The 24,471-nt window shown below is 60.3% G+C and carries 19 protein-coding genes, 1 other RNA gene and 1 pseudogene; 4 read left to right on the forward strand and 17 right to left on the reverse strand.

What is annotated here, in order from left to right:
* Positions 1-18 precede the first annotated feature (18 nt).
* Positions 19-567: an adenine phosphoribosyltransferase gene (locus TU79_RS17505; protein ID WP_057009159.1), complete on the forward strand. Its 549-nt coding sequence runs from the start codon at positions 19-21 to the stop codon at positions 565-567.
* 87 nt (positions 568-654) lie between these two features.
* Here TU79_RS17505 and recR read toward each other — a convergent pair whose 3' ends face one another.
* From recR to dnaX, 4 genes are all read right to left on the reverse strand, one after another.
* Complete coding sequence (gene recR / locus TU79_RS17510) at positions 655-1,257, reverse strand: recombination mediator RecR (protein WP_003230421.1); 603 nt, start codon at positions 1,255-1,257, stop codon at positions 655-657.
* A 66-nt stretch (positions 1,258-1,323) separates the two neighbouring features.
* Entirely contained in the window at positions 1,324-2,358 is a 1,035-nt protein-coding gene (locus tag TU79_RS17515) for an NADP-dependent oxidoreductase (protein WP_057009160.1), read from the reverse strand.
* A gap of 132 nt (positions 2,359-2,490) precedes the next feature.
* On the reverse strand, positions 2,491-2,829 hold the full coding sequence (locus TU79_RS17520) for a YbaB/EbfC family nucleoid-associated protein (RefSeq protein WP_003230417.1): 339 nt from the start codon (positions 2,827-2,829) through the stop codon (positions 2,491-2,493).
* A gap of 47 nt (positions 2,830-2,876) precedes the next feature.
* Positions 2,877-4,901 (reverse strand): DNA polymerase III subunit gamma/tau, encoded by a 2,025-nt coding sequence (gene dnaX / locus TU79_RS17525; RefSeq protein WP_057009161.1) that lies wholly within the window; start codon positions 4,899-4,901, stop codon positions 2,877-2,879.
* 133 nt (positions 4,902-5,034) lie between these two features.
* On the opposite strand from dnaX, the gene TU79_RS17530 reads away from it, so the two are divergent.
* Positions 5,035-5,787 carry a substrate-binding periplasmic protein gene (locus TU79_RS17530; RefSeq protein ID WP_057009162.1) on the forward strand — a complete coding sequence of 251 codons (753 nt, stop codon included), beginning with the start codon at positions 5,035-5,037 and terminating at the stop codon, positions 5,785-5,787.
* Here TU79_RS17530 and TU79_RS17535 read toward each other — a convergent pair.
* Positions 5,738-6,637 (reverse strand): DMT family transporter, encoded by a 900-nt coding sequence (locus TU79_RS17535; RefSeq protein ID WP_057009163.1) that lies wholly within the window; start codon positions 6,635-6,637, stop codon positions 5,738-5,740. The two genes, TU79_RS17530 and TU79_RS17535, sit on opposite strands and share 50 nt — an antisense overlap.
* Before the next feature lie 101 nt (positions 6,638-6,738).
* Here TU79_RS17535 and TU79_RS17540 point away from each other — a divergent pair, with 101 nt between their 5' ends.
* Positions 6,739-7,602: a LysR family transcriptional regulator gene (locus TU79_RS17540; protein ID WP_057009164.1), complete on the forward strand. Its 864-nt coding sequence runs from the start codon at positions 6,739-6,741 to the stop codon at positions 7,600-7,602.
* 18 nt (positions 7,603-7,620) lie between these two features.
* Here TU79_RS17540 and TU79_RS17545 read toward each other — a convergent pair whose 3' ends face one another.
* The 3 genes from TU79_RS17545 to TU79_RS17555 all read right to left on the reverse strand — a co-directional run bounded on the left by TU79_RS17545 (position 7,621) and on the right by TU79_RS17555 (position 10,170).
* The gene (locus tag TU79_RS17545; protein ID WP_057009165.1) at positions 7,621-8,208 is read right to left on the reverse strand and encodes an SH3 domain-containing protein; all 588 of its coding nucleotides are present in this window, start codon (positions 8,206-8,208) and stop codon (positions 7,621-7,623) included.
* A 131-nt stretch (positions 8,209-8,339) separates the two neighbouring features.
* Positions 8,340-9,299: an N-acetylmuramidase domain-containing protein gene (locus TU79_RS17550; protein WP_057009258.1), complete on the reverse strand. Its 960-nt coding sequence runs from the start codon at positions 9,297-9,299 to the stop codon at positions 8,340-8,342.
* A 340-nt stretch (positions 9,300-9,639) separates the two neighbouring features.
* Positions 9,640-10,170, reverse strand: coding sequence for a hypothetical protein (locus tag TU79_RS17555; protein ID WP_057009166.1), 531 nt, complete (start codon positions 10,168-10,170; stop codon positions 9,640-9,642).
* A 344-nt stretch (positions 10,171-10,514) separates the two neighbouring features.
* Between TU79_RS17555 and TU79_RS26995 the strand changes: the two genes are divergently transcribed.
* On the forward strand, positions 10,515-10,778 hold the full coding sequence (locus TU79_RS26995; protein WP_057009259.1) for a BRO-N domain-containing protein: 264 nt from the start codon (positions 10,515-10,517) through the stop codon (positions 10,776-10,778).
* A 546-nt stretch (positions 10,779-11,324) separates the two neighbouring features.
* On the opposite strand, the pseudogene TU79_RS26635 reads toward TU79_RS26995, so the two are convergent.
* The 9 genes and pseudogenes from TU79_RS26635 to TU79_RS17600 all read right to left on the reverse strand — a co-directional run.
* Positions 11,325-11,402 (reverse strand): annotated as a pseudogene (locus tag TU79_RS26635) (hypothetical protein); the annotation flags it as partial.
* 613 nt (positions 11,403-12,015) lie between these two features.
* Positions 12,016-13,977, reverse strand: a complete 1,962-nt coding sequence (locus TU79_RS17570) for a P-loop NTPase family protein (protein WP_057009168.1) — start codon at positions 13,975-13,977, stop codon at positions 12,016-12,018.
* Positions 13,978-14,017: 40 nt separating this feature from the next.
* On the reverse strand, positions 14,018-14,404 hold the full coding sequence (locus TU79_RS17575; protein WP_057009169.1) for a hypothetical protein: 387 nt from the start codon (positions 14,402-14,404) through the stop codon (positions 14,018-14,020).
* Between the two features lie 734 nt (positions 14,405-15,138).
* Positions 15,139-15,235: signal recognition particle sRNA small type (gene ffs, locus TU79_RS25450), an RNA gene on the reverse strand.
* A gap of 141 nt (positions 15,236-15,376) precedes the next feature.
* Positions 15,377-16,543, reverse strand: coding sequence for a zinc-binding metallopeptidase family protein (locus TU79_RS17580; RefSeq protein ID WP_057009170.1), 1,167 nt, complete (start codon positions 16,541-16,543; stop codon positions 15,377-15,379).
* Positions 16,544-16,609: 66 nt separating this feature from the next.
* Positions 16,610-18,964 (reverse strand): NAD-dependent DNA ligase LigA, encoded by a 2,355-nt coding sequence (ligA, locus tag TU79_RS17585; RefSeq protein ID WP_057009171.1) that lies wholly within the window; start codon positions 18,962-18,964, stop codon positions 16,610-16,612.
* 87 nt (positions 18,965-19,051) lie between these two features.
* Positions 19,052-19,915 carry a cell division protein ZipA gene (gene zipA, locus TU79_RS17590; RefSeq protein ID WP_057009172.1) on the reverse strand — a complete coding sequence of 288 codons (864 nt, stop codon included), beginning with the start codon at positions 19,913-19,915 and terminating at the stop codon, positions 19,052-19,054.
* A 258-nt stretch (positions 19,916-20,173) separates the two neighbouring features.
* Positions 20,174-23,662: a chromosome segregation protein SMC gene (gene smc, locus TU79_RS17595; protein WP_057009173.1), complete on the reverse strand. Its 3,489-nt coding sequence runs from the start codon at positions 23,660-23,662 to the stop codon at positions 20,174-20,176.
* A gap of 2 nt (positions 23,663-23,664) precedes the next feature.
* Positions 23,665-24,324 carry a GntR family transcriptional regulator gene (locus TU79_RS17600; RefSeq protein ID WP_003230401.1) on the reverse strand — a complete coding sequence of 220 codons (660 nt, stop codon included), beginning with the start codon at positions 24,322-24,324 and terminating at the stop codon, positions 23,665-23,667.
* Positions 24,325-24,471: the final 147 nt, after the last annotated feature.

Consider the following 24,471-nt stretch of genomic DNA (forward strand, 5'->3'; position numbering starts at 1 on the left):
CTCCCAGGACCCTCGACGATGATCCTCGATTCGTTCGACATCAAATCCCTGATCCGCCCCGTCATCGACTTCCCCAAGCCTGGGGTGATTTTCCGTGACATCACGCCGCTGTTCCAATCACCCCGCGCGCTGCGCCTGGTGGCCGATACCTTTGCCCAGCGCTACGTCGAGGCCGACTTCACGCACATCGGCGCAATGGATGCGCGCGGTTTTCTGATCGGTTCGATCATCGCCTACCAGTTGAACAAACCGCTGATCCTGTTCCGCAAGCAAGGCAAATTGCCGGCCGACGTGCTGGCCGAGGGTTACCAGACCGAATACGGCGAGGCCTTTCTGGAAGTGCACGCCGACAGCCTGTGCGAAGGCGACTCGGTGCTGATGTTCGATGACCTGATCGCCACCGGCGGCACCCTGATTGCGGCGGCAAACCTGGTACGGCGCATGGGCGCGCAGATCTTTGAAGCGGCGGCGATCATTGATTTGCCGGAGCTGGGTGGATCGCAGCGTTTGCAGGCTATGGGGATTCCCACCTTCTGCCTGACGCAGTTTGCGTTGACCGAAAAATAGCGGTTAAGCCACACATCAAAATGTGGGAGGGGGCTTGCTCCCTCCCACATTTTTATTGGGTGTGCACCTTTAGGCTTGCGGTATCGCCTAGAGCGCGATGGGCTTGCGGCCCGCGAACGAGTGCGCCAGGGTGCCGCCGTCCACCAGTTCCAGCTCGCCACCCAGCGGCACGCCGTGGGCGATGCGCGAGGTGATCAGGCCTTTGTTGGTCAGCAGCTGCGCGATGTAATGCGCGGTGGCCTCGCCTTCCACGGTTGGGTTGGTGGCCAGAATCACTTCGGTGAACGTGCCCTGCTCCTGGATTCGCGTCACCAGTTGCGGAATGCCGATGGCTTCCGGCCCCAGGCCGTCCAGCGGCGACAGGTGGCCCTTGAGCACGAAGTAACGGCCGCGATAGCCGGTCTGCTCCACCGCGTACACATCCATCGGCCCTTCCACCACGCACAGCAGCGTGTCGTCGCGGCGCGGGTCGGCGCATTGCGGGCAGAGTTCTTCTTCGGTGAGGGTGCGGCACTGGCGGCAATGGCCCACGCCTTCCATGGCCTGGCTCAGGGCCTGGGCCAGACGGATGCCACCGCTGCGGTCACGCTCCAGCAGTTGCAGCGCCATGCGCTGGGCGGTTTTCTGGCCGACGCCCGGCAAGGTGCGCAGGCCGTCGATCAGTTGGCGAATCAGGGGGCTGAAGCTCATGGGCGAAGGGTCCGACAAAACAACGAGACGCGGTTTATACCCGCGCCTCGGATTAGCGTCAAATGCTCAATCCTGCGCAACGCGTACCACCAACTTGCCGAAGTTGCGTCCTTCGAGCAACCCGATAAATGCCTCGGGCGCCTGTTCCAGGCCGTCGACCACGTCCTCGCGGAACTTGATCTTGCCCTCGCGCACCCACGGCGCCATGGCGCTGAGGAACTCCGGCTGGCGGTCGCCATAGTCATCGAACACAATAAAGCCCTGGATACGCACGCGCTTGGTCAGCAGGGTGCGTTGCAGCGCCGGCAGGCGATCTGGCCCGGTGGGCGTCTCGTTGGCGTTGTAGCCGGCGATCAGGCCGCATAGCGGAATGCGCGCTTTGGCATTGAGCAACGGCAGCACCGCATCGAACACCTTGCCGCCGACGTTTTCGTAATAGATATCCACCCCATCGGAGCAGGCCGCGGCCAGCTCATCGGCGAAGTGCTCGCTCTTGTGGTCGACGCAGGCGTCAAAGCCCAGCTCGTCCACCACGTAGCGGCATTTTTGCGCACCGCCGGCGATGCCGACGACACGCAGGCCCTTGAGTTTGGCCACCTGCCCCACCACTGAACCCACCGCACCGGAGGCCGCCGCCACCACCAGGGTTTCCCCGGCCTTGGGCTGGCCGATGTCCATCAGGCCCATGTAGGCGGTCATCCCCGGCATGCCCAACACGCCCAACGCCATGGACGGGCTGGCCAGACCATTGGGCACCGGCATCAGGTTAGTGCCATCGGAAATGCTGTGGCTCTGCCAGCCGGTGGAACCGACCACCAGGTCGCCCACCTGGAATTTCGGGTGGCGCGATTGCTCGATACGGCTGACGGCGCCGCCGGTCATCACCTCGTCGATTTCCACCGGGGCCGCGTAAGACGGCGCGTCGCTCATGCGGCCACGCATGTAGGGGTCGAGGGACAGGTACAGCGTCTTGAGCAGTACCTGGCCGTCCGCCAGCTCCGGCAGGGTCACCCGTTCCAGGCGGAAGTTTTCCGGCGTCGGTGCGCCCTGGGGGCGAGAAACCAGGACGATACGCTGGTTGAGAGTCGGTTCTTGAGACATCAGGGTGCTCCTTATCGAAATCATCGGTATAGGGTGCAGACCGCGAGTGTCGTGCCGGGGTTCGATCGGATCGGCACAAACAAAAATGCCAGGCACAAGGCCTGGCATTGACGTACAGCCAAAGCTGGCCGATCAGAACGGCAGCTTCATCCCCGGCGGCATCTGCATGCCGGCGGTCATGCCAGACATCTTGTCCTGGCTGTTGGCTTCGATCTTGCGCACGGCGTCGTTGACGGCCGAGGCAAACAGCGCTTCGAGCATTTCCAGGTCATCTTCGCCCACGCCCGGCAGCACGCTGGGGTCGATGCTCACGCGCTTGATGTCGTGACGACCCGTCATTACCACGCTGACCATATCGCCACCGGCCTTGCCGGTGACTTCGGCGTTGGCCAGTTCTTCCTGCATCTTGGCCATCTTTTCCTGCATCTGCTGCGCCTGCTTCATCAGGCCGGCCATGCCACCTTTCATCATGGGAATCACCTCAAAAGTACGTGGATCGATCAGTTAACAGCCCGGTGTCATGACGCTTGGGTCACCGGAGCCTCGACAGGTTCAATAGTATCGTGACGCACCACCGCACCGAACTGCTGCATCATCTGCTGGATAAGCGGATCGGCCTGGATCGAGTTTTCCGCATCGCGCTGGCGGTTGATGCGTCGACGGGTCGCGGCCTGGGCCGGGGTTTCCTGCTCGGGCTTGATCAGCTCGATGGCGATGGTCAACGTGCGCCCGTGGTACTGGTTGAGTGCATCGTTGAGCCGGCGCTGCTGGGTCGCATTGAACAGCGCGCTGTGGGCCGGGTCCAGGTGCAGCCGCCAGTGGTCGCCGTCGATGGCGATCAGGGTGCAGTTGGCGGCGATGCTGCCGGTCATGCCGGAAATCGGCAGTTTCGGGAACAGCTCCAGCCATTGCAGCGCCAGACCGGTGGCCGGGGCTGCGGCGGGTTCCGCCTCGGGCTCCGGAGCCGGTTCGGCAACGTGTTCACTGGCCAGTTCGTCCAGGTAGCTGTAGGCCGAATCCATATCCGGCTCGATGTAATCTTCGTCCAGCGGCGGTTCGTCGTCGAGGTCGATGGCCGGAACGGCGGCTTCGACTTGCGCAACGGTGGGCTCGGGCACCGGCGCAGACACCCACTCGGGGGCATCCGGCACCACGCTGTCCGGGGTCGGCGTGGGCATCGGCGTCAGTTCGGGCTGCTCGCCGATGGTTTCCAGTACGGGCTCCACGGCGGGCTGCTGTTCGGGCTCGCCCGCGACCGGCTCATTCCACGGCAGATCGACGACTGCCTCGGGCTCGACCACAACCGGCGCCGGCTCGGGTACTGACTCTGGCGCTGGCACAACAGGCGCAGCCACCGCCGGCGCAACCGCCGCCGCGCCCGCCACGGATTTGGCGGAATCAACTGTGGCCTGGCTGATCCCCACTGGCTTTAGCGGCTGCCTCGGCGCGTCGGCCGAGTCGGCGGGCCGGAAGGCCAGCATGCGCAGCAGCACCATCTCGAAGCCACCGCGCGGGTCGGGCGCCAGCGGCAGGTCGCGGCGGCCGATCAGGCCCATCTGGTAATAGAACTGCACATCTTCGGCCGGCAGCGCCTGGGCCAGCGCCAAAACGCGGTCGCGGTCGCCGTGGCCGTTGTCGACGCCTTCAGGCAGCGCCTGGGCGATGGCGACACGGTGCAGCACATTGAGTATTTCCGAGAGCACGCCGTTCCAGTCCGGGCCCTGCTCCGACAAATGGCGCACGGCTTCGAGCAATGCCTTGGCGTCGCCTTCGATCAGCGCATGCAGTACATCGAACACCTGGCCGTGGTCCAGGGTGCCCAGCATGGCGCGCACATCGGCGGCCATGACCTTGCCTTCACCGAAGGCGATGGCCTGGTCGGTGAGGCTCATGGCGTCGCGCATCGAGCCATCGGCGGCGCGGCCGAGCAGCCACAGTGCGTCGTCCTCGAACGGTACGTTCTCGACGCCGAGCACGTGGGTCAGATGCTCGACCACGCGCTCCGGGGTCATGTTTTTCAGGGAGAATTGCAGGCACCGCGACAAAATCGTCGCAGGAAGTTTCTGCGGGTCGGTGGTGGCCAGGATGAATTTGACGTAGGGCGGCGGCTCTTCCAGGGTTTTCAACAGCGCGTTGAAGGAATGGCTGGACAGCATGTGCACTTCGTCGATCAGGTAGACCTTGAAGCGGCCACGGCTGGGGGCGTACTGCACGTTATCGAGCAGTTCGCGGGTGTCTTCGACCTTGGTGCGGCTCGCGGCGTCGATCTCGATCAGGTCGACGAAGCGCCCTTCGTCGATCTCGCGGCACACCGAGCAGGTACCGCAGGGCGTGGAGGTGATGCCGGTTTCGCAGTTAAGGCACTTGGCGATGATGCGCGCGATGGTGGTCTTGCCCACCCCGCGCGTACCGGTGAACAGGTAGGCGTGGTGCAGCCGCTGGCTGTCCAAGGCATTGATCAGAGCCTTGAGCACATGGGTCTGGCCGACCATTTCGCGGAACGAGCGCGGGCGCCATTTACGTGCAAGAACCTGATAACTCATCGAAAACCGTCGCAACTGGGAAGCGGAAGCCGGTAATGCTAGCGGAGCAGGGGGGAAATTGCATCCGACATGCTCGTCTAATCTGACTAAGCTGTGCTCAACAGCCTCTCGAAGGCCTGCACATGGAGGGCATATGCGCGTAGTTCTGGGCGCTTTATGGATGATTGCCACGGCTACCCTGGCGGCCCCTGCGCCGCTGCGTTTCTCGGTTTCCGACAGCTGGGCGATGCCGGTGGTGCAACTGGAGGCCGGCGTGCCCACCCAGGGGATCATGTACGACCTCATGTCGAGCCTGGCCACTCAGGTCGGTCGCCCGATCAGCTTTCATGTGCTGTCGCGGGTGCGAATTGCCGCGGCGTTGGCCCATGGCGACATTGATGTGCGCTGTTACGTGGCCCAGGCCTGGGTCAACGACTTGTCGGGTGACTACAGCTGGAGCGTGCCGCTGATGGTGCAGCGCGATGTGCTGGTCAGCGTCAGCAACCAGCGGGTCAAGGTGGACGAACTGGCCGCGCAGCCGATCGGCACGGTGCTCAACTACCGCTACCCCCTGCTCGACCTGCTGTTTGCCAGCGGCCAGCTCAGCCGCGACGATGCCCGTAGCGAGGAACAGGTGCTGCAAAAGCTGGTGGCCGGGCGTTTTGACTATGCGGTGATGAATGAATGGATCGTGGATCGCTTCAATCAGAAAGTCCCGGTTGGGCAGCGCTTGCACAAGGTGGCGACGATTGAAGAGCAAGATCTCAGGTGCGTGGTGCGCAATGCCCCGGATGTGCCGGTGCAACAGATCCTGCGCACGTTGCAGCACATGAAGAGGTCGGGGGAAATCGACGACATCATCCGGCTGTACATCGGACGCCCCGCCGCCAACGTCCCTCCAGACTGATGGCGGCGACGCTGACCAGCACGATCACCGCGCCCAGCATCACCTGTAAGCCAATGTGTTCGCCCAGCAGGGTAGCCGCCAGGCCCATGGCGACCGGCGGAATCAGGTACATCGCCGCCGTCGCGCGGCTGACCTCGACATGCTTCAACACATAACCCCAGCCCAGATACGCCAGGGCGCTGGGGAAAATTCCCAGCACCAGCACCGCCATGTTGTCCGCCAGCGGCGCCCGCGCCACGGCCGCGGGCAGGCCTGGCAGATTAACGCCCAGCATCAGCGTGCCCGTCCACACCATGTAGCACGCCATGGTCAACGGGCTGTACCGGTGGGCGTAGTGTTTCTGGATCGCGAAGTAGACGCTCCATGAGAACGCCGCCAGCAGGATCAGCAGGCCATGCGGGTCGATATCTGCAACGCCATGGTCGCCCCGGATCACCACCAGCACACCGATCAGACCCAGCAGCACGCAGCCCCAGCGCCAGGCACCGACCCGTTCCTTCAGGCAGAAAAACGCGATCAGCACACTGAACAGCGGCGCTGACTGTGCGAGCACGCTGGATGCCGCCGCCGTCACCCATTGCTGGCCGTAATTGAGACAGGTGTGGTGCAGGAACACGCCAAAAAAACCCAACACACACAACCACGGTGCGTCGCGCAGGTGTGGCCGGCCGATGCCCGCCACCAGCGCAATGCCGCCCATGAACACTGAGGCAATCAGGAACCTGAGCAACGCCAGTTGGCCGGGACGGTAACTGTGCAGGCCCAGGTGCACGCCAATCGGCGAATAGGACCAACAGAGGATCACGCCGGCGGCGACTAGCGTAAGCTTTACGGGTGACGGGGCATTCATCGAGGGTGTCCGGCAAGGAGAAGGAATGCCGTCAGTCTTGGCCGTGATACTCGGCAGGACAATTAAGGGTTTCTGACTTCTGACATCAGTGGAATTGAGCAATGGAACTGGCCCAACTGAAAATGGTGCGAGCGGTGGCGCAGACCGGCAGCGTGGCCCAGGCCGCCCTGCTGTTGCATTGTGTGCCGTCCAACATCACCACGCGCATCAAGCAGCTGGAAAGCGAACTGGGGACACCGCTGTTCATCCGCGCCGGACGCGGGCTGGTGATCAGCGCTGCCGGCGAGATTTTCCTGGATTACTGCGAACGCATTCTGGCACTGGTGGACGAATCCAAACGCGCGCTGGACGCCACTGCCGTGCCCCGTGGCACCTTGCGCATCGGCGCAGTGGAGTCCAGCGCCAGCGGGCGCCTGCCGCCGTTGCTGGCGGAGTATCACCGTCGCTATCCCGAGGTCAGCCTGGAACTGGTGACCGGCTCATGGAGCCAATTACTCGACGACCTGCAACACCATCGCCTCGACGTGGCGTTGGTGGGGGCCTGCAACAAACGTGAAAAACTCGAGCACTGCGTGGTCTACAGCGAACGCCTGGTGCTGATCGCCAGCGCCTTGAGTGCGCCGATCCACAGCGCCGAGGACCTGGCCGGCCGCACCCTGCTGGTGTGGCCGCCGGGCTGCCCGTATCGCGCGGCGCTGGAAAACTGGCTCAGGCCTCAGCCGTTCAAACCGGCCATTGCCAGCTATGCGAGCTGGGGCACGATCATTGGTTGCGTCAGCGCGGGGATTGGCGTTGCCCTGGCGCCGGAAGGCATTCTGGCCCGCTATGAGCAGGCCGACCAATTGGCCTCGTATCGATTTGACGCGCTGGCGCCGGTGGACAACCTGCTGTTCTGGAACAAGGACACCCAGCGGCATCTGGCGCGGGATGCGTTTGCCGAGCTGCTGCGAGAGACCTTTGGCTGACCCTGGCCACCGCTGGAATCAGCTCTTCGGTGGGGTTAACCGGGCGTACTGATCCTGGCTGATCCAGCCGGTATACGTGCGATCCCTGGCAGTGGTGAACTCGACCTGGGCCCAGCCATCCTTGAAGGCCAGCACCCCCACCACGTCATGCTTGACGATATAAGGGCGCTTGGCAGCCTTGGCGCCTGGCGATTCCAGCAGGTAGGCCTTGTCGGTCGCCACGGTCACCAGGCCGATCCAATTCGTCTCGGCGGTCTCGCTCAGGTCCAGGCCGGTGGCGATCTCCGGCATCAACACATTCATGCAACCGGGATGCTGACGGCCCTGCTCCACGGTCAGCGTTACGCCATCGACTGAAGACGCCACGCTGCCGGGGTAGGCGGCGTCGAGCCAGGTGGTCAGCGCGTCGGGCTTGCCTTGCAGGTAGAACGCGCAACCGCGCGTCATACCCTCGCCCATTTGTTCGGCGTAATAGCCTTCGATTTCATGCTGCGGCGTCACGGCCAGCATCAAGCCTTCGTACCTGCCCGAATGCAGCTCGACCGGACCAGCCAAGGCAGAGCCCATGGCGCATAACGACACACCCATCGCCAGAAAACGGATCATCCTGTTTTTCCCCAACTCACTATCAATTGCGCACGTTTGCCCTGCCATGAACAAGAAGCTGGCGGACGCTAACAAGTTGATTGGGGGTTGTCCATAGGCTGTTTCCCGGTGAAAACAGCCCATGCAGAATGTTACTGACCGGCTTGCAACTTTTCATAAGCCTTTTTGATTCGCTGGTCGTAATCGCCGTATTGCGGACCGTTGTAGTTGCGGGCCATCCCCACATAATCCCGGCTTTTCATGGCTTTGACCAACGCCGCGTTCTTGCTGCAGAAACCAACAAATGCGTTCAGTTGCTGGCCGGCGTTGAGCTTCATCGCGGCAACAAAATCAAACACATCCTTGAAACCACACGCGGCAAAATTGAACCCCATGATCTGAAACATGCCATACGACGCGGACATCAATGCGGCCTTCTGATCCAGGCTGTAGGCCGCCCGCAACGTTTGCCAGGCGGTGGCCTGATCCTTGTTATTGATTCGCCATTGCGTGTCGGCTTTCGCCATGTAGGGTGCTGAGAGATTGGGGTGGGAACTGTCGTACTTTTTCTGGGTGTACTTGTGGAAGATATGCCGCTCGTAGGCGAGCACCGGGAATTTTTCCGGCCCGAACCCGGACCGCCCGCCCGACTCCACAATGGCAAACGCCTTGATGATATTCACCTCGATACCGTTGCCCAGCGCGAGCGCAGCCTGCTTGAAGTCGGCATCGCTGAGGGTCACGTTACCGTCGCAGGTGGCTTGGGTGACCAACGGCTGCTTGTCTGACGCGGCCTGAGCCGGCGACTGAACCGCCGCCGCAGGTTGTCCGCCCGTGCGCGCAGCTTCGATCAGCGCTTTAAACGTCCTGCCAGCCGGGTCGATGACACCGTCGGGGCTGGCGACGTTGAGGCGATTCTTTTGAAAGTCAACGATGCGCTGGTTCAACAGCGGGCCCGACTTGCCGTCCACCACCAGGGGCGTAACGGATGGGGAGGCGATCAGATTGAACAACTGCTGGATGTACCTGACATCAGCCGGCAGATTGCTGGCTTTGCCAAGGGAACCGACTGAAGCACCGAGAGAACCGGATAAATCTGGAGAAGTGGTCATGGCAATCATCCTAAGTCTTCAGGAAATGAGCGCCTTCACTTCTTCACTACTCCAGCACCGAGGTCATTTGCATGATTGAAATTAGCAGGGCGTTGGAGGTTGTCCAGCCGGAATCGTCCGCGCCATGAAAAATGGGCAGAGGGCTGAATAAAAGGAGGGTGAGTTGAATCAGGGAGGAGAGCGTTATGGAGGCAACCCCACCAGCCACACCCCGGCACACTAATGGCGAGCGCGTTTATGAACTGACCATGGCTAGCGCTACAACCTAAGAAACAGAAAAGGTAGATGGGTGTGGGTACCCATCTCCCTGTCGTTTTCTCTTACCGGCCAACCGGTAGGCCTACAGCTTCACGGCCGACAGCGACTGAAGGAATTGGGCGATGTTCGCCTGTACCGATCTATTGAGCGACTCCTTGAGCCTGACCAGCCCGGAAAACGCGTAGCCAGGCGGAACAGTGCCCTCCGTGTAGATGTCTTTTTCAAACAGGATCTTCCCTGTTCGGCGACTCACAACGGTGTAGCGCGCACGCGCGGGCGTCACCATGGTGATGCCTCCGGCCGGGGGATCTAGCTCCAGAACCTTTACGAAGATGTTGACCTTGTCCGGCGCGTCGTCGCTGAACACCCCAGCCTTGTCTATCGCCTCCACCAGCGACTTCTCCCACAGGATGGGAAAACCTTCGCCGTAGGTTGGGATGTCACCCTTGACCTCGCTGGGAACGCCATAGGAAACGGAAACAGCCTTTAGTTCGACTGCTTGCTGGGTAGTGGCCCGCTGGACACCTGGAACTGAGAAGTTCGTCGGTGGTGCTGTGACGCAACCAGTTAGTGCCGCTCCCAGTACGGTGAGGAGCGTAATTCTCTTGAGCATATCGAAGTCCCTTTCCTAGTTGCGCGGATGATACCGATACATTTCAGGCGTGTCCTACAACATCAATGGCAAAGCGCTGGCGCCATCGAGCAGACTCACAAAAACATAACCCCTAACCTCCACGTCATCTCCTTGGAGATGCTGATTTACATGCAGAAACTTATGCGCCCTACGCTGAGGCGTCGGCATGAACCGGGTGCAAACATTTAGCTTTGGCCTGATGGACCTGCACGGCATTGAAGACAGCGGCCAGCCATAATTCGTGGCTATCGACGTTTACAAGCGGTTCGGGCTCACGGCAACACGGCTGCGTCTTGAGCCCGCTGGACCATCACGAAAAGACCTTGAGAGTGCGAACCTCTGTAGGCCTACCTCGCGGCAGGGAACGCTTATTAATCAGCGAGTCCGGTCTTTACATACTCTTCATGCACAGCGACAAACCCGACGCTAAAGCCTTCCAGGAGTGGGTAATACGGGTTGTCCTCACATCCATCCGCAAGGACGGCGCATACGTCCAAGGCGAAGAAAAGGTGGTGACCGGCGAGTTGTCCGAAGACGAACTGCTTGTGCGGGCAATGAGCATATTACCCAGAGGGTCGACCAACTGACCCAAGAACGCGACGTCCGCGCCCCGAAAGAGAACGGGGCAGTTACCTACCCCGTGAATGCTTAGAAATCGAACATCAACTGCGTCCAAGGCGGACTGCGGTAATGCTCACACACGCTTTCACGTTGCCCATAACGAGTACGGCAGTATGAGCTGACTTGGACAGTCCGAAGATGCTGCGGTGTGCGACGTCGAATACGTCGGCGTTTCGTATCGTTCATACCTTCTCTCCATGGTGAAACACCATGGGATAGAGAGCAGGAGATGTGTGCCAGCTATCCGCTAAAAGTCATACGGTATTGTATTAGCATACCGTATAGCCCACACTTCCCCCACAGCCCTTGCCTATGGCACTGGTTGAGTCGCTGAAGGGCTAACTCTGCCAAGTCCTACCCCTTCAACAACGCTGATACCCTGTCCCCTCACAGGACGGGGTTTTTTGTGCCTGGCAATAAGCCAAACAGCAAAAATCCTTCTACTTTTAGATCGTAATTTGTCACTCTAATGTTGGGGACTGGCGCCGCGAATACGGCTGTCAGTGCATGTTGCGCATGGTAACAGCAAACATCAACCAAAGTGCAGCCAGCCCGGCGCATCCGAGGAACACAACGGACAACCCGCCATGAAACAACGTCCGAGTGACCTACTAATTCGACGGCACCGCAATAAATCCGAGTCTGTTATGGCTACTCAACTTCGGGAAAAAACGCTGATCTCCCTTCGCCTTTACCTTGGTCACATCATTTTCTGATACCGCTTCAGTTAAAAGGGGTGCAAGGTAATGCCGAAGTGTAAGGACATATTGCGTTGTACCTGAGGCCTGTTTAGAGCCTCGGGATGGGAATTCCAAGATATCGCTCTCAAGTGGTCACCGCCTTCCCTGCTACCATCGAACAACACGTAGTTTCCGGGGTTACACATGCACTACATCGACCACGCTGAGCTGGAGGACAATTTCGAGTAGGCCGGCTTAGCGGACAATGCTCGGCAGGCTTTCCAGCTATAGGCAAGCAAGGCTGCCTCTTCGAACTTGCGGCTGCTTTGCCGAGACAATTAGCCAAGGGCAGCTATCACGGTCTTTCCGGCTGGAGGATGACTACGAGATTGGATGTCTAGGGGCTGGAGTTTCCGGGGTTTCATTACGCTCACCCTTGAGGGCATCCTAAAGCGCTTTACCCACGACCATCCAGCAGATTGCGAATTTGTCATGAGCAGACCGAGGAGGCGGTAGGATGAATTCAGTAGCCATGTGACTCGCGGAATCCCTGATAATTGTGATACTCAATCCATTCCACCACATCGAAGGGAACGTAAAGCTGCTGCTTTGCGCGAGAGATTGCGATGTACACAGCACAGATCCTCTTATCGAACTCATAGGCGTCCTTGAACTTCACGTTGGTGAGCAACTCAGGCGTCAGCAGGACCCAGTTGAACTCCATCCCCCCCGCATCTTCTGCCATCATCAACATGCAGCGCTTACCAGAGCGGCCGACCATTCTGTTCAATCGGGGCAAATCAGCAACCTTAAAGCCTTTTTCCAGTTCGGCCTCCACCCATAGAAAAGACTCATCGAACAGGTTAGCGTCCCGCACCTGCTGCCAATCGGGCATGTCGCTGAAGTACGGGTGCGGCCCCACTTCACTGTGTTCAGGATTGTAGAAATCCGGTTTGAACAATGCGATAGCGGTGCTCATGAAATGCCCCAGATCGTCCTGTGCCTTTTTGTCCAGCAAACTGAACGCGCAGTTGGAGTCGTGCAGGTGAATGGCCCACCTTGCCGTGTCCCAAGGGGAGGCAGTCAGCACCACACAACCTTCAGGCGGCACGAAGCCCTCCGGATACATTTCGATACCAACATCAGCATTACGAGCGCCTTCGAAGGGGATCTTACTCTTCTGAGAATGCAGGGATATCAAAGGATTGAGCAGTCGCTCCACATTGCGTCCTGAGCGCACAGAGTAGCTGACATTACTTTGCCTCACCTCACGCTTTCTTTGAACCGGTGCTCCACCTGCTTGTTGATACTCATCCCCCAAGGTTATCAACACCTGACGCCCCCGCTCGATAATCTGCAAAAGCGACTCGGGAACATCTTGACTCTCGTCAATGAGTACATGCGTGTAACGAGCAGGCACCATGCAGCCCGCGAGGCTCGCCCGCTTTATCATTAGTAATGCCTCGAACCCAGTCTGACTGGCCCAACCTGGGTTTGCCTCAAGGTAACTCCACAACCGGCTCGAATACTCTAGAAGCACCGTTGCATCTAGATTGGACAAGGGTTGCTTGAAATGAGGCAGATGCTTGGCCGAAAGACTATGTCCCCTAGAGCGGCAAAAGCTCTTGATAACCTTGAGGCAAACATCAACGGTCGCTTGCGCATCGTGGCTATGAAAACCGAGAATATTCAGCTCCTCCGCTAGCGTCTGCTTGCCTGGGATCCTGGCGGGCGTAATTGCAGGTTGAGTCATTCGGCCATGCAGTAACCTTTGTGCGAAGTGCACGAACGTCCAACCTGCCTTCCTATCACACGACCCTCCCATGCGCTCACGAAGAGCCTCCAGTTTTCCGGGTGTGTGCGCCAGTAATAATGTTTTATCCGGCCGCAGATACTCCATTAAGGCACCAAGCATGTGGCTCTTGCCTATTCCCGCGTAACCTTGAACATGCAAGTCCTCATCCAAATTTGCGCGAAAAATCCTGACCAACTTGTCTTGCGCAGCGCTCAGCCAACGCTCACGGTGTATGGGTGTAACCACCTGCTCGCTGAATGGGTCGTTGCGTCTACGATGGCGAACCTTGTACGCGACATCCCACTTACCATCTGGCAGAAGGTAATCCTCCGCCGATACTTCATCTGCTAGAAGAAAGCGCAAATTCAAGCCTTTGACGGCGTTCAGACCGAAGTACAACTTCCGTGGGTCGAACAACCGCTGCGCTTCTGATAACAACCCTGAAGCCGCTGAATGTCGGGAGTCGACCGCCCATGCAATGAGTTTGGACAACACTGTCTCAGCCGCACCAGAATTGAGGTCTTTTTCTTCTGCCTGGGCCAGATTCTGGATGACCAACATCGCCGCCAACTCCGGATCAGCCATGGCGTTAAGTGCACTTACACCCTCGATAGCCAACAAGCCAGCACAGGTTTCCTCCGTGATGGGCAAGAATAAAGGACCAGATAAATCAAAATGTTCCGGGAGCATAAAACCTCATAGACAAGAAAGAACAGGACGCATCACAAGATCAGCCCCGGTCATAGTCTTCGAGCATATCAGGGTCCTCCTCTTCATCTTCCTCATCGGAATCAAGGGCCCAAGGTGCAAGGCTATCAACTCCTCGCCTGATATTATTTTGAATGGGCAAAGTACTGCGGATGTCTTTGAGCCAGCCCAACTCAACCAACCTAGAGCGCACCAAAGAAATAGGCGCACCGAGGCTGACACTTAAATCAACGAGTAACTGGTGCGCGATGCAGATGTTGTCATGCTGGTGATCGATATAGATGATCCCATGTCCGCGCCACTTGACATCATGGTGCTTAAGTAACGGAACCAAATGGTCCGCTAAGTTTTCGGCCGCCATCCATTGCCATTGCCATTGCTCATCCTTTTCTTCGCTTGCATCGTCCATTACGAGGCCCTCTCTTGAAATCGAGCTGGAATCAATAGTTTTCCAGTGCGCCCGACAACCTACGAAGTCGATCTTACGCTCGCCATCAATACAGCCATATCACATCAACCTGTCGTCGAAACCCGCTAGCTGTCATTTCGAACAGCCTTTGCTCTTACACTCAACACTATACGCCAAGCTCATGGTCATCCTGTTCGACGAGATGTTCAACCGAAGCTATGCTTCAAGGTCGTCGTTTTAGACGCGAGTCGATGACAACAAGAGCATCTGACATGACACATAATTACATTTGAGCATTATCAACCAAAGCCTATACGGCAGCTGCGGGCGTTTCTCCTGAATCTTCAGGATAATGGCGACGCGAAGAAATTGCTGCTGACGCAGCCACGACGCCCAAGTTGCTTACCTCCAGACTCCCATGGACCTCGCAGAAGCGCCATAGCGAATCTACTCCTTTCAAACGATGGCCTGAACAGACCTTAGACTTGGGCAGGAATGTCTCTCCCACTAATCAACGCCTCCCGCTTGCAACGTTTGCAGGGAGCGACGAATTCTCTTTGGGAGAACAACGGGCGAATGACATCCGGCACCGCGATTCGGAAGTAGTAGACAGAGGGGTAATACAGCAAAAGGTAGGACAGGACGGTCGACACGGATGTATCACTCCTCGTACCACGTCGTAGTAAAGGGTGAAAAACCGTTAAAAATCAATCAATTGAGCGTTATGGAGGCAACCCCACCAGCCACACCCCGGCACACAATGTTCCCGCTGTGGCTGCTGCCTTCCGGCTCTGACCAGGTTCACGGGTAATCGTTGCGGGGGGACCGATGGGGTCACCATAACGACGCCTGCCTCTCGGCAAGCGGGGCCATTGTACCGATCTCATCGGAAGTTACAACCGTTGGTGCCGGATTAAAAATATCCGATGGTTCAAGCACTTGCCAGCGGCTTGCGCTTCTCCATCGTTCTTTTCACTTTGCCAGCAGGACCTCGTCAGCCCGGCCGCCCTCTTCCTGGATGACCAGGTGAATGAAGTGCAGCTTGGCGATCACCGCAGGCGGCAGTACAAAAGGGTAGAAATCCGGCTGCCCCATGCTGCGTGACAGTTCGTTGAGCATGCCGGCCAGTTCGATCCAGGCGTTGACGAACGACAGGAACGCCGGGCCGCCCGGATGCTCGGGGTCGTACAGGGTGGTGAGGGGGAACGGCTGGTAATCCAGGTCCATCTCACGGGCACTCATGCCAAAGCCCAGAGCAGTGTCGACGGCGTCCATCATGTGCAGATAGTGGGCCCAGGTTTCCGCCCAATCTTCCCACGGGTGCATGGTGGCGTAGGCGCTGACACAGGTCTGCTGCCAGTCGGCACGCGGGCCGTGCTGGTAGTGCTGGTCGAGCGCCTCGGCATAACTGGCGCGTTCGTCGCCGAACAGGTCGCGATAAGGCTGCAACCAGTGGCTGCTGGCGATCAGACGATCCCAGTAGTAATGGCCGACTTCATGACGAAAATGCCCGAGCAAGGTGCGGTAGGGCTCGTGCATCTGCACGCGGATCTTCTCGCGATGGGCGTCGTCGGCTTCCTTGATGTCGAGGGTGATCAGGCCGTTGGCATGCCCGGTGGTGGGCGCATTGCCTTCAAGGTCGACCCCGACGAAGTCGAAGGCCAGGCCCGCCTCTTCATCCACGCTTTTGGGCACCACTTGCAGGCCCAGGCTGATCAATTGGGCGACGAGCCGACGCTTGGCCGTCTCGACCTTGCCCCAGCGTTCGTGATTTTCCGCGATCGACAGGTCGGGAATGGTGCGGTTCAGGCTGCAGGCCACGCACAGTGCGTCGGTGCTGTGGGCCGGGATCAGCCAGTTGCACGCCGCCGGGGTGTCGAGGTTGGCGCAACGGCGAAAGGTACCGGCGTCGAGGTTGTCATCCATTTGCCAGGTATCGACCACCGGGCCCGGTTGCAGCGACGACAGACGGCTCTGCTGCGGGTGGTAGCCCAGCAGGGCCGAGCAGGCCAGGCACTGGCTGTTGCGAAAGAACAGCGACTGGCCGCAACGGCATTGCCAGACCTTGCTGTTACGCGAGGATCCGGCCATGAACGGGGCGGCGATGCGCGAACTGAGTTGCTCGAAGTAGCGGAACATGACGATCTCTCACGGGAAGACAGAGACTAGATCACCTTGTGCGCGGGATCGTTCCCGCGCGCAGCGTCAGGCCTTGCCGTGCTTGCTCAGGAAATCCACAAAGGCGGCCTCATCCAGCACGTTGAGCCCCAGCTCGCTGGCCTTGGCCAACTTGGATCCCGCCCCTGGCCCCGCCACCACGCAGTGGGTTTTCGCCGACACGGAACCGGCCACCTTGGCGCCCAGGCTTTCGAGCTTTTCCTTGGCCACGTCACGGCTCATCAACTCCAGGGAGCCAGTGAGGACCCAGGTGTGCCCGGCTTCCGGCAGGCCTTCGACGACCTTTTTCTCACTCTCCCAGTGCATGCCGAAGGCCTTGAGCTGCTGCTCGATGGCCAACGCGTGACTGGCGTTTGCCGGGTTATCGAAGTACTCGCGCACCGCCTTGGCCTGCTTCTCGGGCAGTGCCTGGCGCATGTCGAGCCAGTCGGCCTTGATTACGCCTTCGAGGCTACCGAACTTGTCGGCGAGCTTCTGCGCCGCGCCCGGGCCGACGGACGGCACGTGCAGTTTGTCGAGCAAGCCGCCGAGGGTGGTGCTGGCGGCGAACTCGGCGCTCAGGTCGCCCTGATCCTGCAACTGCAGGCCGCATTCGTCCGGCGACAGCAGCGCGCCGATCACCTGCCGGTTATGGGCGTCCTCGAAAAAGCTGTGGATCTCATGCGCCACTTCCAGGCCCACGTCCGGCAAGTACGTCAGCACCTGCGGCAAGGCCTGTTGCACCCGCTCCAGCGAGGCCAGGGAGCGTGCCAACACCTTGGCGGTCTCCTCGCCCACATCGGGAATGCCCAGGGCGTAGATAAAGCGCGCCAGGGTTGGTGTTTTGCTGTTTTCAATCGCGGTGATCAGCTTCTTGCTGGAAATATCGGCGAAGCCTTCCAGGTCGATGATCTGCTCGTACGTGAGCTTATAGAGGTCGGCCGGCGAACCGATGAGTTTTTCATCCACCAGTTGCTCGATGGTCTTGTCGCCCAGGCCGTCGATGTCCATGGCCCGACGCGAGACGAAATGGATAATCGCCTGCTTGAGCTGCGCACCACAGGCCAGGCGGCCGACGCAACGGTACACCGCGCCCTCGCTGACGGTTTCCTTGCCCTTGCTGCGTTTGACCAGTTGCGTGCGTTCCACATGGGAACCGCACACCGGGCAGCGCTCAGGGATCGGCACCGCGCGGGCATTGTCCGGGCGACGCTCGAGCACCACCGAGACCACCTGCGGGATCACATCCCCGGCGCGGCGGATGATCACGGTATCGCCGATCATCACGCCCAGGCGCGCGACTTCGTCCATATTGTGCAGAGTAGCGTTGGAGACAGTGACACCCGCGACCTTGACCGGCCTGAGGCGCGCCACCGGGGTGACGGCGCCGGTACGGCCGACCTGGAACTCCACATCGAGCAGCTCGGTGAGCTCTTCCATGGCCGGGAATTTATGGGCAATGGCCCAGCGCGGTTCGCGGGCACGAAACCCCAGTTCGCGCTGAGAGGCAATGCGGTTGACCTTGAACACCACGCCGTCGATTTCATAGGGCAGGCTGTTACGCCGCTCGCCGATATCGCGGTAGTAGTCGAGGCAATCCTGAATGCCCTTGGCCAGTTTCAATTCGTGACTGATGGGCAGGCCCCACTGCTGCAACTGCTGCAGGTTGCCAATATGGCTGTCGCTGATGTCCGCCGTCACCTGGCCAATGCCATAGCAGCAGAATTCCAGCGGGCGACTGGCGGTGATCTTCGAGTCCAACTGGCGCAGGCTGCCGGCAGCCGCGTTGCGCGGATTGGCGAAGGTCTTGCCGCCGATTTCCAGCTGCGACGCGTTGAGTCGCTCGAAACCGGCCTTGGACATGAACACTTCGCCGCGCACTTCCAGCGTCGCCGGCCAGCCGCTGCCATGCAGTTTGAGCGGGATATTGCGCACGGTGCGCACGTTGACGCTGATGTCTTCGCCGGTGGTGCCGTCGCCACGGGTGGCACCACGCACCAGCTCGCCGTCCTGATACAGCAGGCTGACCGCCAGACCATCGAGCTTGGGTTCGCAACTGTACTCGACTGCGCCAAACAGATCGCCGGCCGGCAGGTCCAGGCCCTCGGTCACGCGCCGGTCGAATTCCAGCATGCTGCTCTCATCGAACGCGTTGCCCAGGCTGAGCATGGGAATCTCGTGGCGCACCTGGGTAAACGCCGACAGCGCCGCACTGCCCACCCGCTGCGTCGGCGAATCGCGCGTCACCAGCTCGGGATGCTCGGCCTCAAGGGCCTTGAGCTCGTGGAACAACCGGTCGTACTCGGCGTCCGGAATGCTCGGCTCGTCGAGCACGTGGTAGCGGTAGTTGTGCTGATCCAGTTCAGCGCGCAGTTCGAGAATGCGGGTGTGGGCGGCGGTCATGGGTGTTCTCTCATAAAGCAAAAGAGCAGCCGAAGCTGCTCAATATGTTAGTGCACGGATTCTACAGACAACGCTTAAGATCGAACCTCAGCGTTTCTGTGTCAGGGCACGACGCTCGAACTCGACGATGCGCTGACGGTAATGTTCGATAGTCTGGGCGGTCAGCACGCTGCGCTGGTCGTCCTTGAGTTCGCCGTTGAGTTCCTGGGACAGCTTGCGGGCTGCGGCCACCATCACGTCGAACGCCTGTTTCGGGTGACGCGGGCCTGGCAGGCCAAGGAAGAAACTCACCGCCGGGGTGCTGAACAGGTCGATGTCGTCCAGGTCGAAGGTGCCCGGCTTGACCGCGTTGGCCATGGAGAACAGCACTTCGCCGTTACCGGCCATGCTTTCGTGACGATGGAAAATATCCATCTCGCCAAAGCGCAGGCCGCTTTCGAGAATGTTCTGCAGCAGTGCCGGGCCTTTGAAGCCACCCGCGTCGCGGCAGATCACGCTGATCACCAGCACTTCCTCGGCGGCCGGCTGATCGCTGACCGACTGGCGCGACGCCTGCTTGCCGACGTTTTCATCCGGGAAATCATCGTCGCGACTGCTGAAGCTCGGGCCTTCGTCCACGTCAAGGTTCAAGTCACCCTGATGCGGCTCGGCGACGCCCGCACTGCCGCGCTTGCCACGCTTGGCCGACGGTTCGCGGGCTTCACGCTGCGGCGCGCTCATCGACGGCAGGTCATGCTCGTCCAACTGCGGCTCTTTATGGGTATCGAGCACACGGGGCGGCCCCAGCAGCTCGGCGCTGCCGTCGTCGTCGGGCAAGTTGGACAGGTTGCGGTCCAGACGAAATTTAAGCTTGCCCTTGCCACCGCGCATGCGGCGCCAGCCATCAAAAAGAATACCGGCAATCACAATGATGCCGATGACGATCAGCCACTCGCGCAGACCGATTTCCATGTAATCCCGTGCCTCTATAAAAAATGCTGAAAAATAAGGGGTTTAGCACTGTGCAAACCGCTTTAAAACGTGGCGCCAACTCTATGTTCTGACTGACGTTTTGCCCACGCGTACGAAAAATTGACATTAAACTAGCACGACCCAAGATAACTTTACACCGTCTGTCAAAATGCCTTGAACAAATATGTCCATTTGTCACTTTCTCCAGACCGGTAAAACGCCCTATATCGCACCCTGCATTTTCGCCGATGGCAGCGCTCAAGATTCCACCATCTTCAGCGCTTCTTCGACATCCACTGCCACCAATCGCGAACACCCCGGTTCATGCATCGTCACCCCCATCAGTTGATCGGCCATTTCCATGGCGATCTTGTTGTGGGTGATGTAGATGAACTGCACGGTCTGGGACATCTCCTTGACCAGCCGCGCATAGCGTCCGACGTTCGCGTCATCCAGCGGCGCATCCACTTCGTCGAGCATGCAGAACGGCGCCGGGTTGAGCTTGAAGATGGCAAATACCAGCGCCAGTGCGGTCAGGGCTTTTTCGCCGCCGGACAACAAATGGATGGTGCTGTTCTTCTTGCCCGGCGGACGCGCCATGATCGTCACCCCTGTATCGAGTAGATCTTCGCCCGTCAGTTCCAGATAAGCGCTGCCACCGCCGAAAACTTTCGGGAATAACGCCTGTAAACCGCCATTAATCTGATCAAAGGTATCCTTGAAGCGGTTGCGGGTCTCCTTGTCGATCTTGCGGATCACGTTTTCCAAGGTGTCCAGCGCTTCGACCAGGTCGGCGTCCTGAGCATCCAGATAACGTTTGCGCTCGGACTGCTGCTGATATTCGTCGATGGCCGCCAGGTTGATCGCGCCCAGGCGCTGAATGCGCGCGGCAATGCGTTCGAGTTCTTCTTCGGCGTCTTTCTCGTTGGCCTGGGCGGTCAGGGTGTTGAGCACGCCGTGCAGGTCATAGCCGTCTTCGAGCAACTGGTCCTGCAGGGTCTTGCGGCGCACGGTGAGGGCTTGCCACTCCATGCGCTGCTGTTCGAGCTGGCCACGGATCAACTGCGATTGCTGCTCGGCCTGGGTGCGACGCTTCTCGGCGTCGCGCAATTCGCGGTCGGCATCTTCCAGGGCGATCTGCGCGGTCTTGAGTTCTTCGTCGACGCTCATGCGCTTGTCGAGCAGCTCTTCGAGTTTGAGGCGCAGCTCTTCCAGCGGCGCTTCGCCCTCCTCCAGGTTCAGGCTCAGTTGCTCGCGTTTTTCGGTAAGGCGTTCGGACTGCATCTCCAGGCGTTCGAGGGCTTGGGCGGTGGACGCATGCTGGGCGCGCAACGAGCCCAGGCGCACCGCCAACTGATGGGCATGATCCTTGTGCTGCCGGGCTTCCTGGCGCACGCGGTCGAGACGTTCGCGCAGGCTGTCGCGCTGGGCCAGCAGCAGCTCGCGCTGTTCGGTGTCCAGGGCCATGCTGTCGAGGGCTTCCTGCAACTGCAGGCGCGCTTCGCCGATCTGTTCATGTTCAAGAGCGCGCTGTTCACCCATCTCCGCGACTTCTTCGTCGAGACGCGTGCGGCGCAGGGTCAGTTGCTCGGCCTTGGCCTTGCTCGCCGAGAGCTGCGCCTTCAATTCGCCCTGCTGGCGCGCTTCGTCCTGCAACAGACGGCGCAGGTGCTCGCGGCCGGTTTCCTGCTGGCGCTGGGTGGCGCGCAGGGTTTGCAGTTCGGTTTCCAGGCGTTCCAGGGTGGCTTCGCGTTCTTCGCGCTCGGCACTCAGGTTGACGATTTCCTGGCCACGGGCCAACACGCCGCTTTCGGCTTCGCTGGCGCGGCGCACGCGCAGGAAGTGACGGCCGACCCAGTAGCCATCGCGGCTGATCAGGCTGGCGCCGGCCGCCAACTGGCTGCGCTGGGCCAGCGCCTCGTCGAGGGATTCAACCGGGCGTACCTGGCCCAGCCACGGCGACAGGTCAACGGCCGCCTCGACCTTGTCCTGCAGGCTGCCCGGCACCCGTTTGCCATCGGCATCCGGGCTGAGCAGGCGCAGATCGCCCTGGGCAAAGCCGGCCAGGTCAAAGCCGACGAAATCATCCACCAGCACCGCTTGCAGGTCGGCACCCAAAACGGTTTCCACGGCCAATTCCCAACCGGCGTCCACCTTCAGGCCTTCGGCCAGGCGCGGACGCTCGGCCAGGTGCTGGTCGCGCAGCCATTCGGCGGTGCCGGTGCCCGGGTCCAGGGCGGCTTGCTGCAAGGCTTCAAGCGACGCCAGCCGACCGTTGAGCCGCTGCAGATCGCCCTGGGCCTGCTGCTGGGCCTGGGTCGCCGTGTGCAATTGCTGACGCAGTTGCTCCAGGCGCTCCACTTGCTGTTCTTCACTGGCTTCGAGCTCTTCGAGGGTCATCTCGCTTTCGGCCAGTTGCTCGCTCAACGCCATGATCGCCGCGTCTTCCGGGTCGGCGGCGAGCAGCGCGCGCTCTTCGAGCATGCGGCGCTGGCGCTCGGCCAGGCGCTCCATGCTGGTTTCCAGCTGCTGGATGCGCGACTGCTGCACTTCGGCCTGACGGCGCGGTTCGGCCGATTGCAGGTTGAAGGCGTCCCACTGCTCCTGCCAGCCGTGCATGGTGGCTTCGGCTTCTTCCAGGGCGGCGGCGGCCTCCTCGGCGGCGGCGTTGGTGATCTCCTGCTCGGGGGTGAGCATGTCCAGCTCTTCGCCGAGGGTCAGCAGCAGGGTGCGGTCATGGCCCAGGTGCGATTCGGTTTCCAGGCGCGCGCGTTCGGCTTCCTTCAAATCGTCCTGCAACTGACGCAGGCGCTGCTGACCGTGCTGAATGCTCTGCTCGACGCGGGCAATGTCGCCGCCCACCGAATAGAAGCGCCCCTGCACCAGATTGAAGCGCTCGGACAGGTCATGGTGCCCGTCACGCAGGCGCTCGATGCTCGCGTCGGCATTGCGCTGTTCGGCCACCAGGGCTTCAAAGCTGATTTCCTGGGTGCCGATGATCGCCTCGCGCTGGCCCACCTGCTCGTTCAGCGCCTGCCAGCGCAGGGCCGACAGCTGCGCCTTGAGCTGGCGTTCCTCGCCCTTGTATTCCTGATACTTCTCGGCCGCCTGGGCCTGGCGGTGCAGGCGCTCCAATTGACGCTCAAGCTCTTCGCGCAGGTCGGTCAGGCGGGCGAGGTTTTCGTGGGTGCGGCGAATGCGGTTTTCGGTCTCGCGGCGGCGCTCCTTGTACTTGGAGATACCGGCGGCTTCTTCGATGAAGTTGCGCAGATCCTCGGGCTTGGCTTCGATCAGCTTGGAGATCATGCCCTGCTCGATGATCGAGTAGCTGCGCGGGCCCAGGCCGGTGCCGAGGAAGATATCGGTGATGTCGCGTCGACGGCATTTGGTGCCGTTGAGGAAATAGCTGTTCTGGCTGTCGCGAGTGACTTTGCGGCGGATGGAGATTTCCGCGTAGGCGGCGTACTCGCCGACCAGGGTGCCGTCGGAGTTGTCGAACACCAGCTCGATGCTGGCCTGGCTTACCGGCTTGCGGCTGGTGGAGCCGTTGAAGATGACGTCGGTCATCGACTCGCCACGCAGGTTCTTCGCCGAACTCTCGCCCATCACCCAGCGCACGGCGTCGATGATGTTCGACTTGCCGCACCCATTGGGCCCGACCACCGCCGCCATGTTACTGGGAAAGTTCACCGTGGTCGGGTCGACGAAGGATTTGAACCCCGCCAGCTTGATGCACTTGAGCCGCACGCTTAGGCGTCCGCCAACGCGGCGATCACCAGCGAGCTGCTGCGCTGGCAGTAGGCCGACAGCACCGTGCGAATCTGCGCCAGGTCACGCTCGAGCACGGCGGCGAGCAGTTGCTCGAACAGCGCCAGGTATTCGCTCATGCTCGCTTTGCGCTGATCCAGGGCCAGGTAGTAGGCGCGGTTCATCGCAGGCTGCAGGTTCTCAATGGTTTCCTGCAAGTACGGGTTGTTGGCGAAGGGGTATGCGGCGCGCATCACATTGAAGCTTTCTTCGACGAAGGCGCGGATGTCCTGGCGTTCGAAATTGCTCACCAGGCGCTGCTGGATCTGCACGAACGGCGCCATGTCGGCCTGGGTCTGCCAGCCCTCGGCGACCGCATTGCCGAGCAGGATGTACAGCTCGCCCATCAGCGTGCACAGGCTCTGCACTTTGTGCGCCGTCAGTTCGGTGACATGGGCGCCACGACGCGGCAGGATCGCGATGAGGTGGCGACGTTCGAGGATCAGCAAGGCTTCGCGCACGGAACCACGGCTGACATTCAGCGCCAGCGTGACCTTCTGTTCCTGGATCCGCTCCCCAGGCTTTAAATCGCCGCGAATGATACGTTCGGCGAGGTGGTGAGCGATTTGCTCGGCGAGACTGTCCGGCGCCTTGAACGTCATGTTTTCCCTTCAAAATCTTCTATCGTTGACAGCGCGGCAGTGTAGCGCATTGGCTCGCTGATGGCGCTACGCCCACAGGGGCGAATTTGGCATGAAATAAGCAGTTATTGCAGCTCATCACCCTGTAAAAACGCCGGCTTCAGAAGC

The organism is Pseudomonas trivialis (genome assembly GCF_001439805.1).
GTDB lineage: Bacteria > Pseudomonadota > Gammaproteobacteria > Pseudomonadales > Pseudomonadaceae > Aquipseudomonas > Aquipseudomonas trivialis.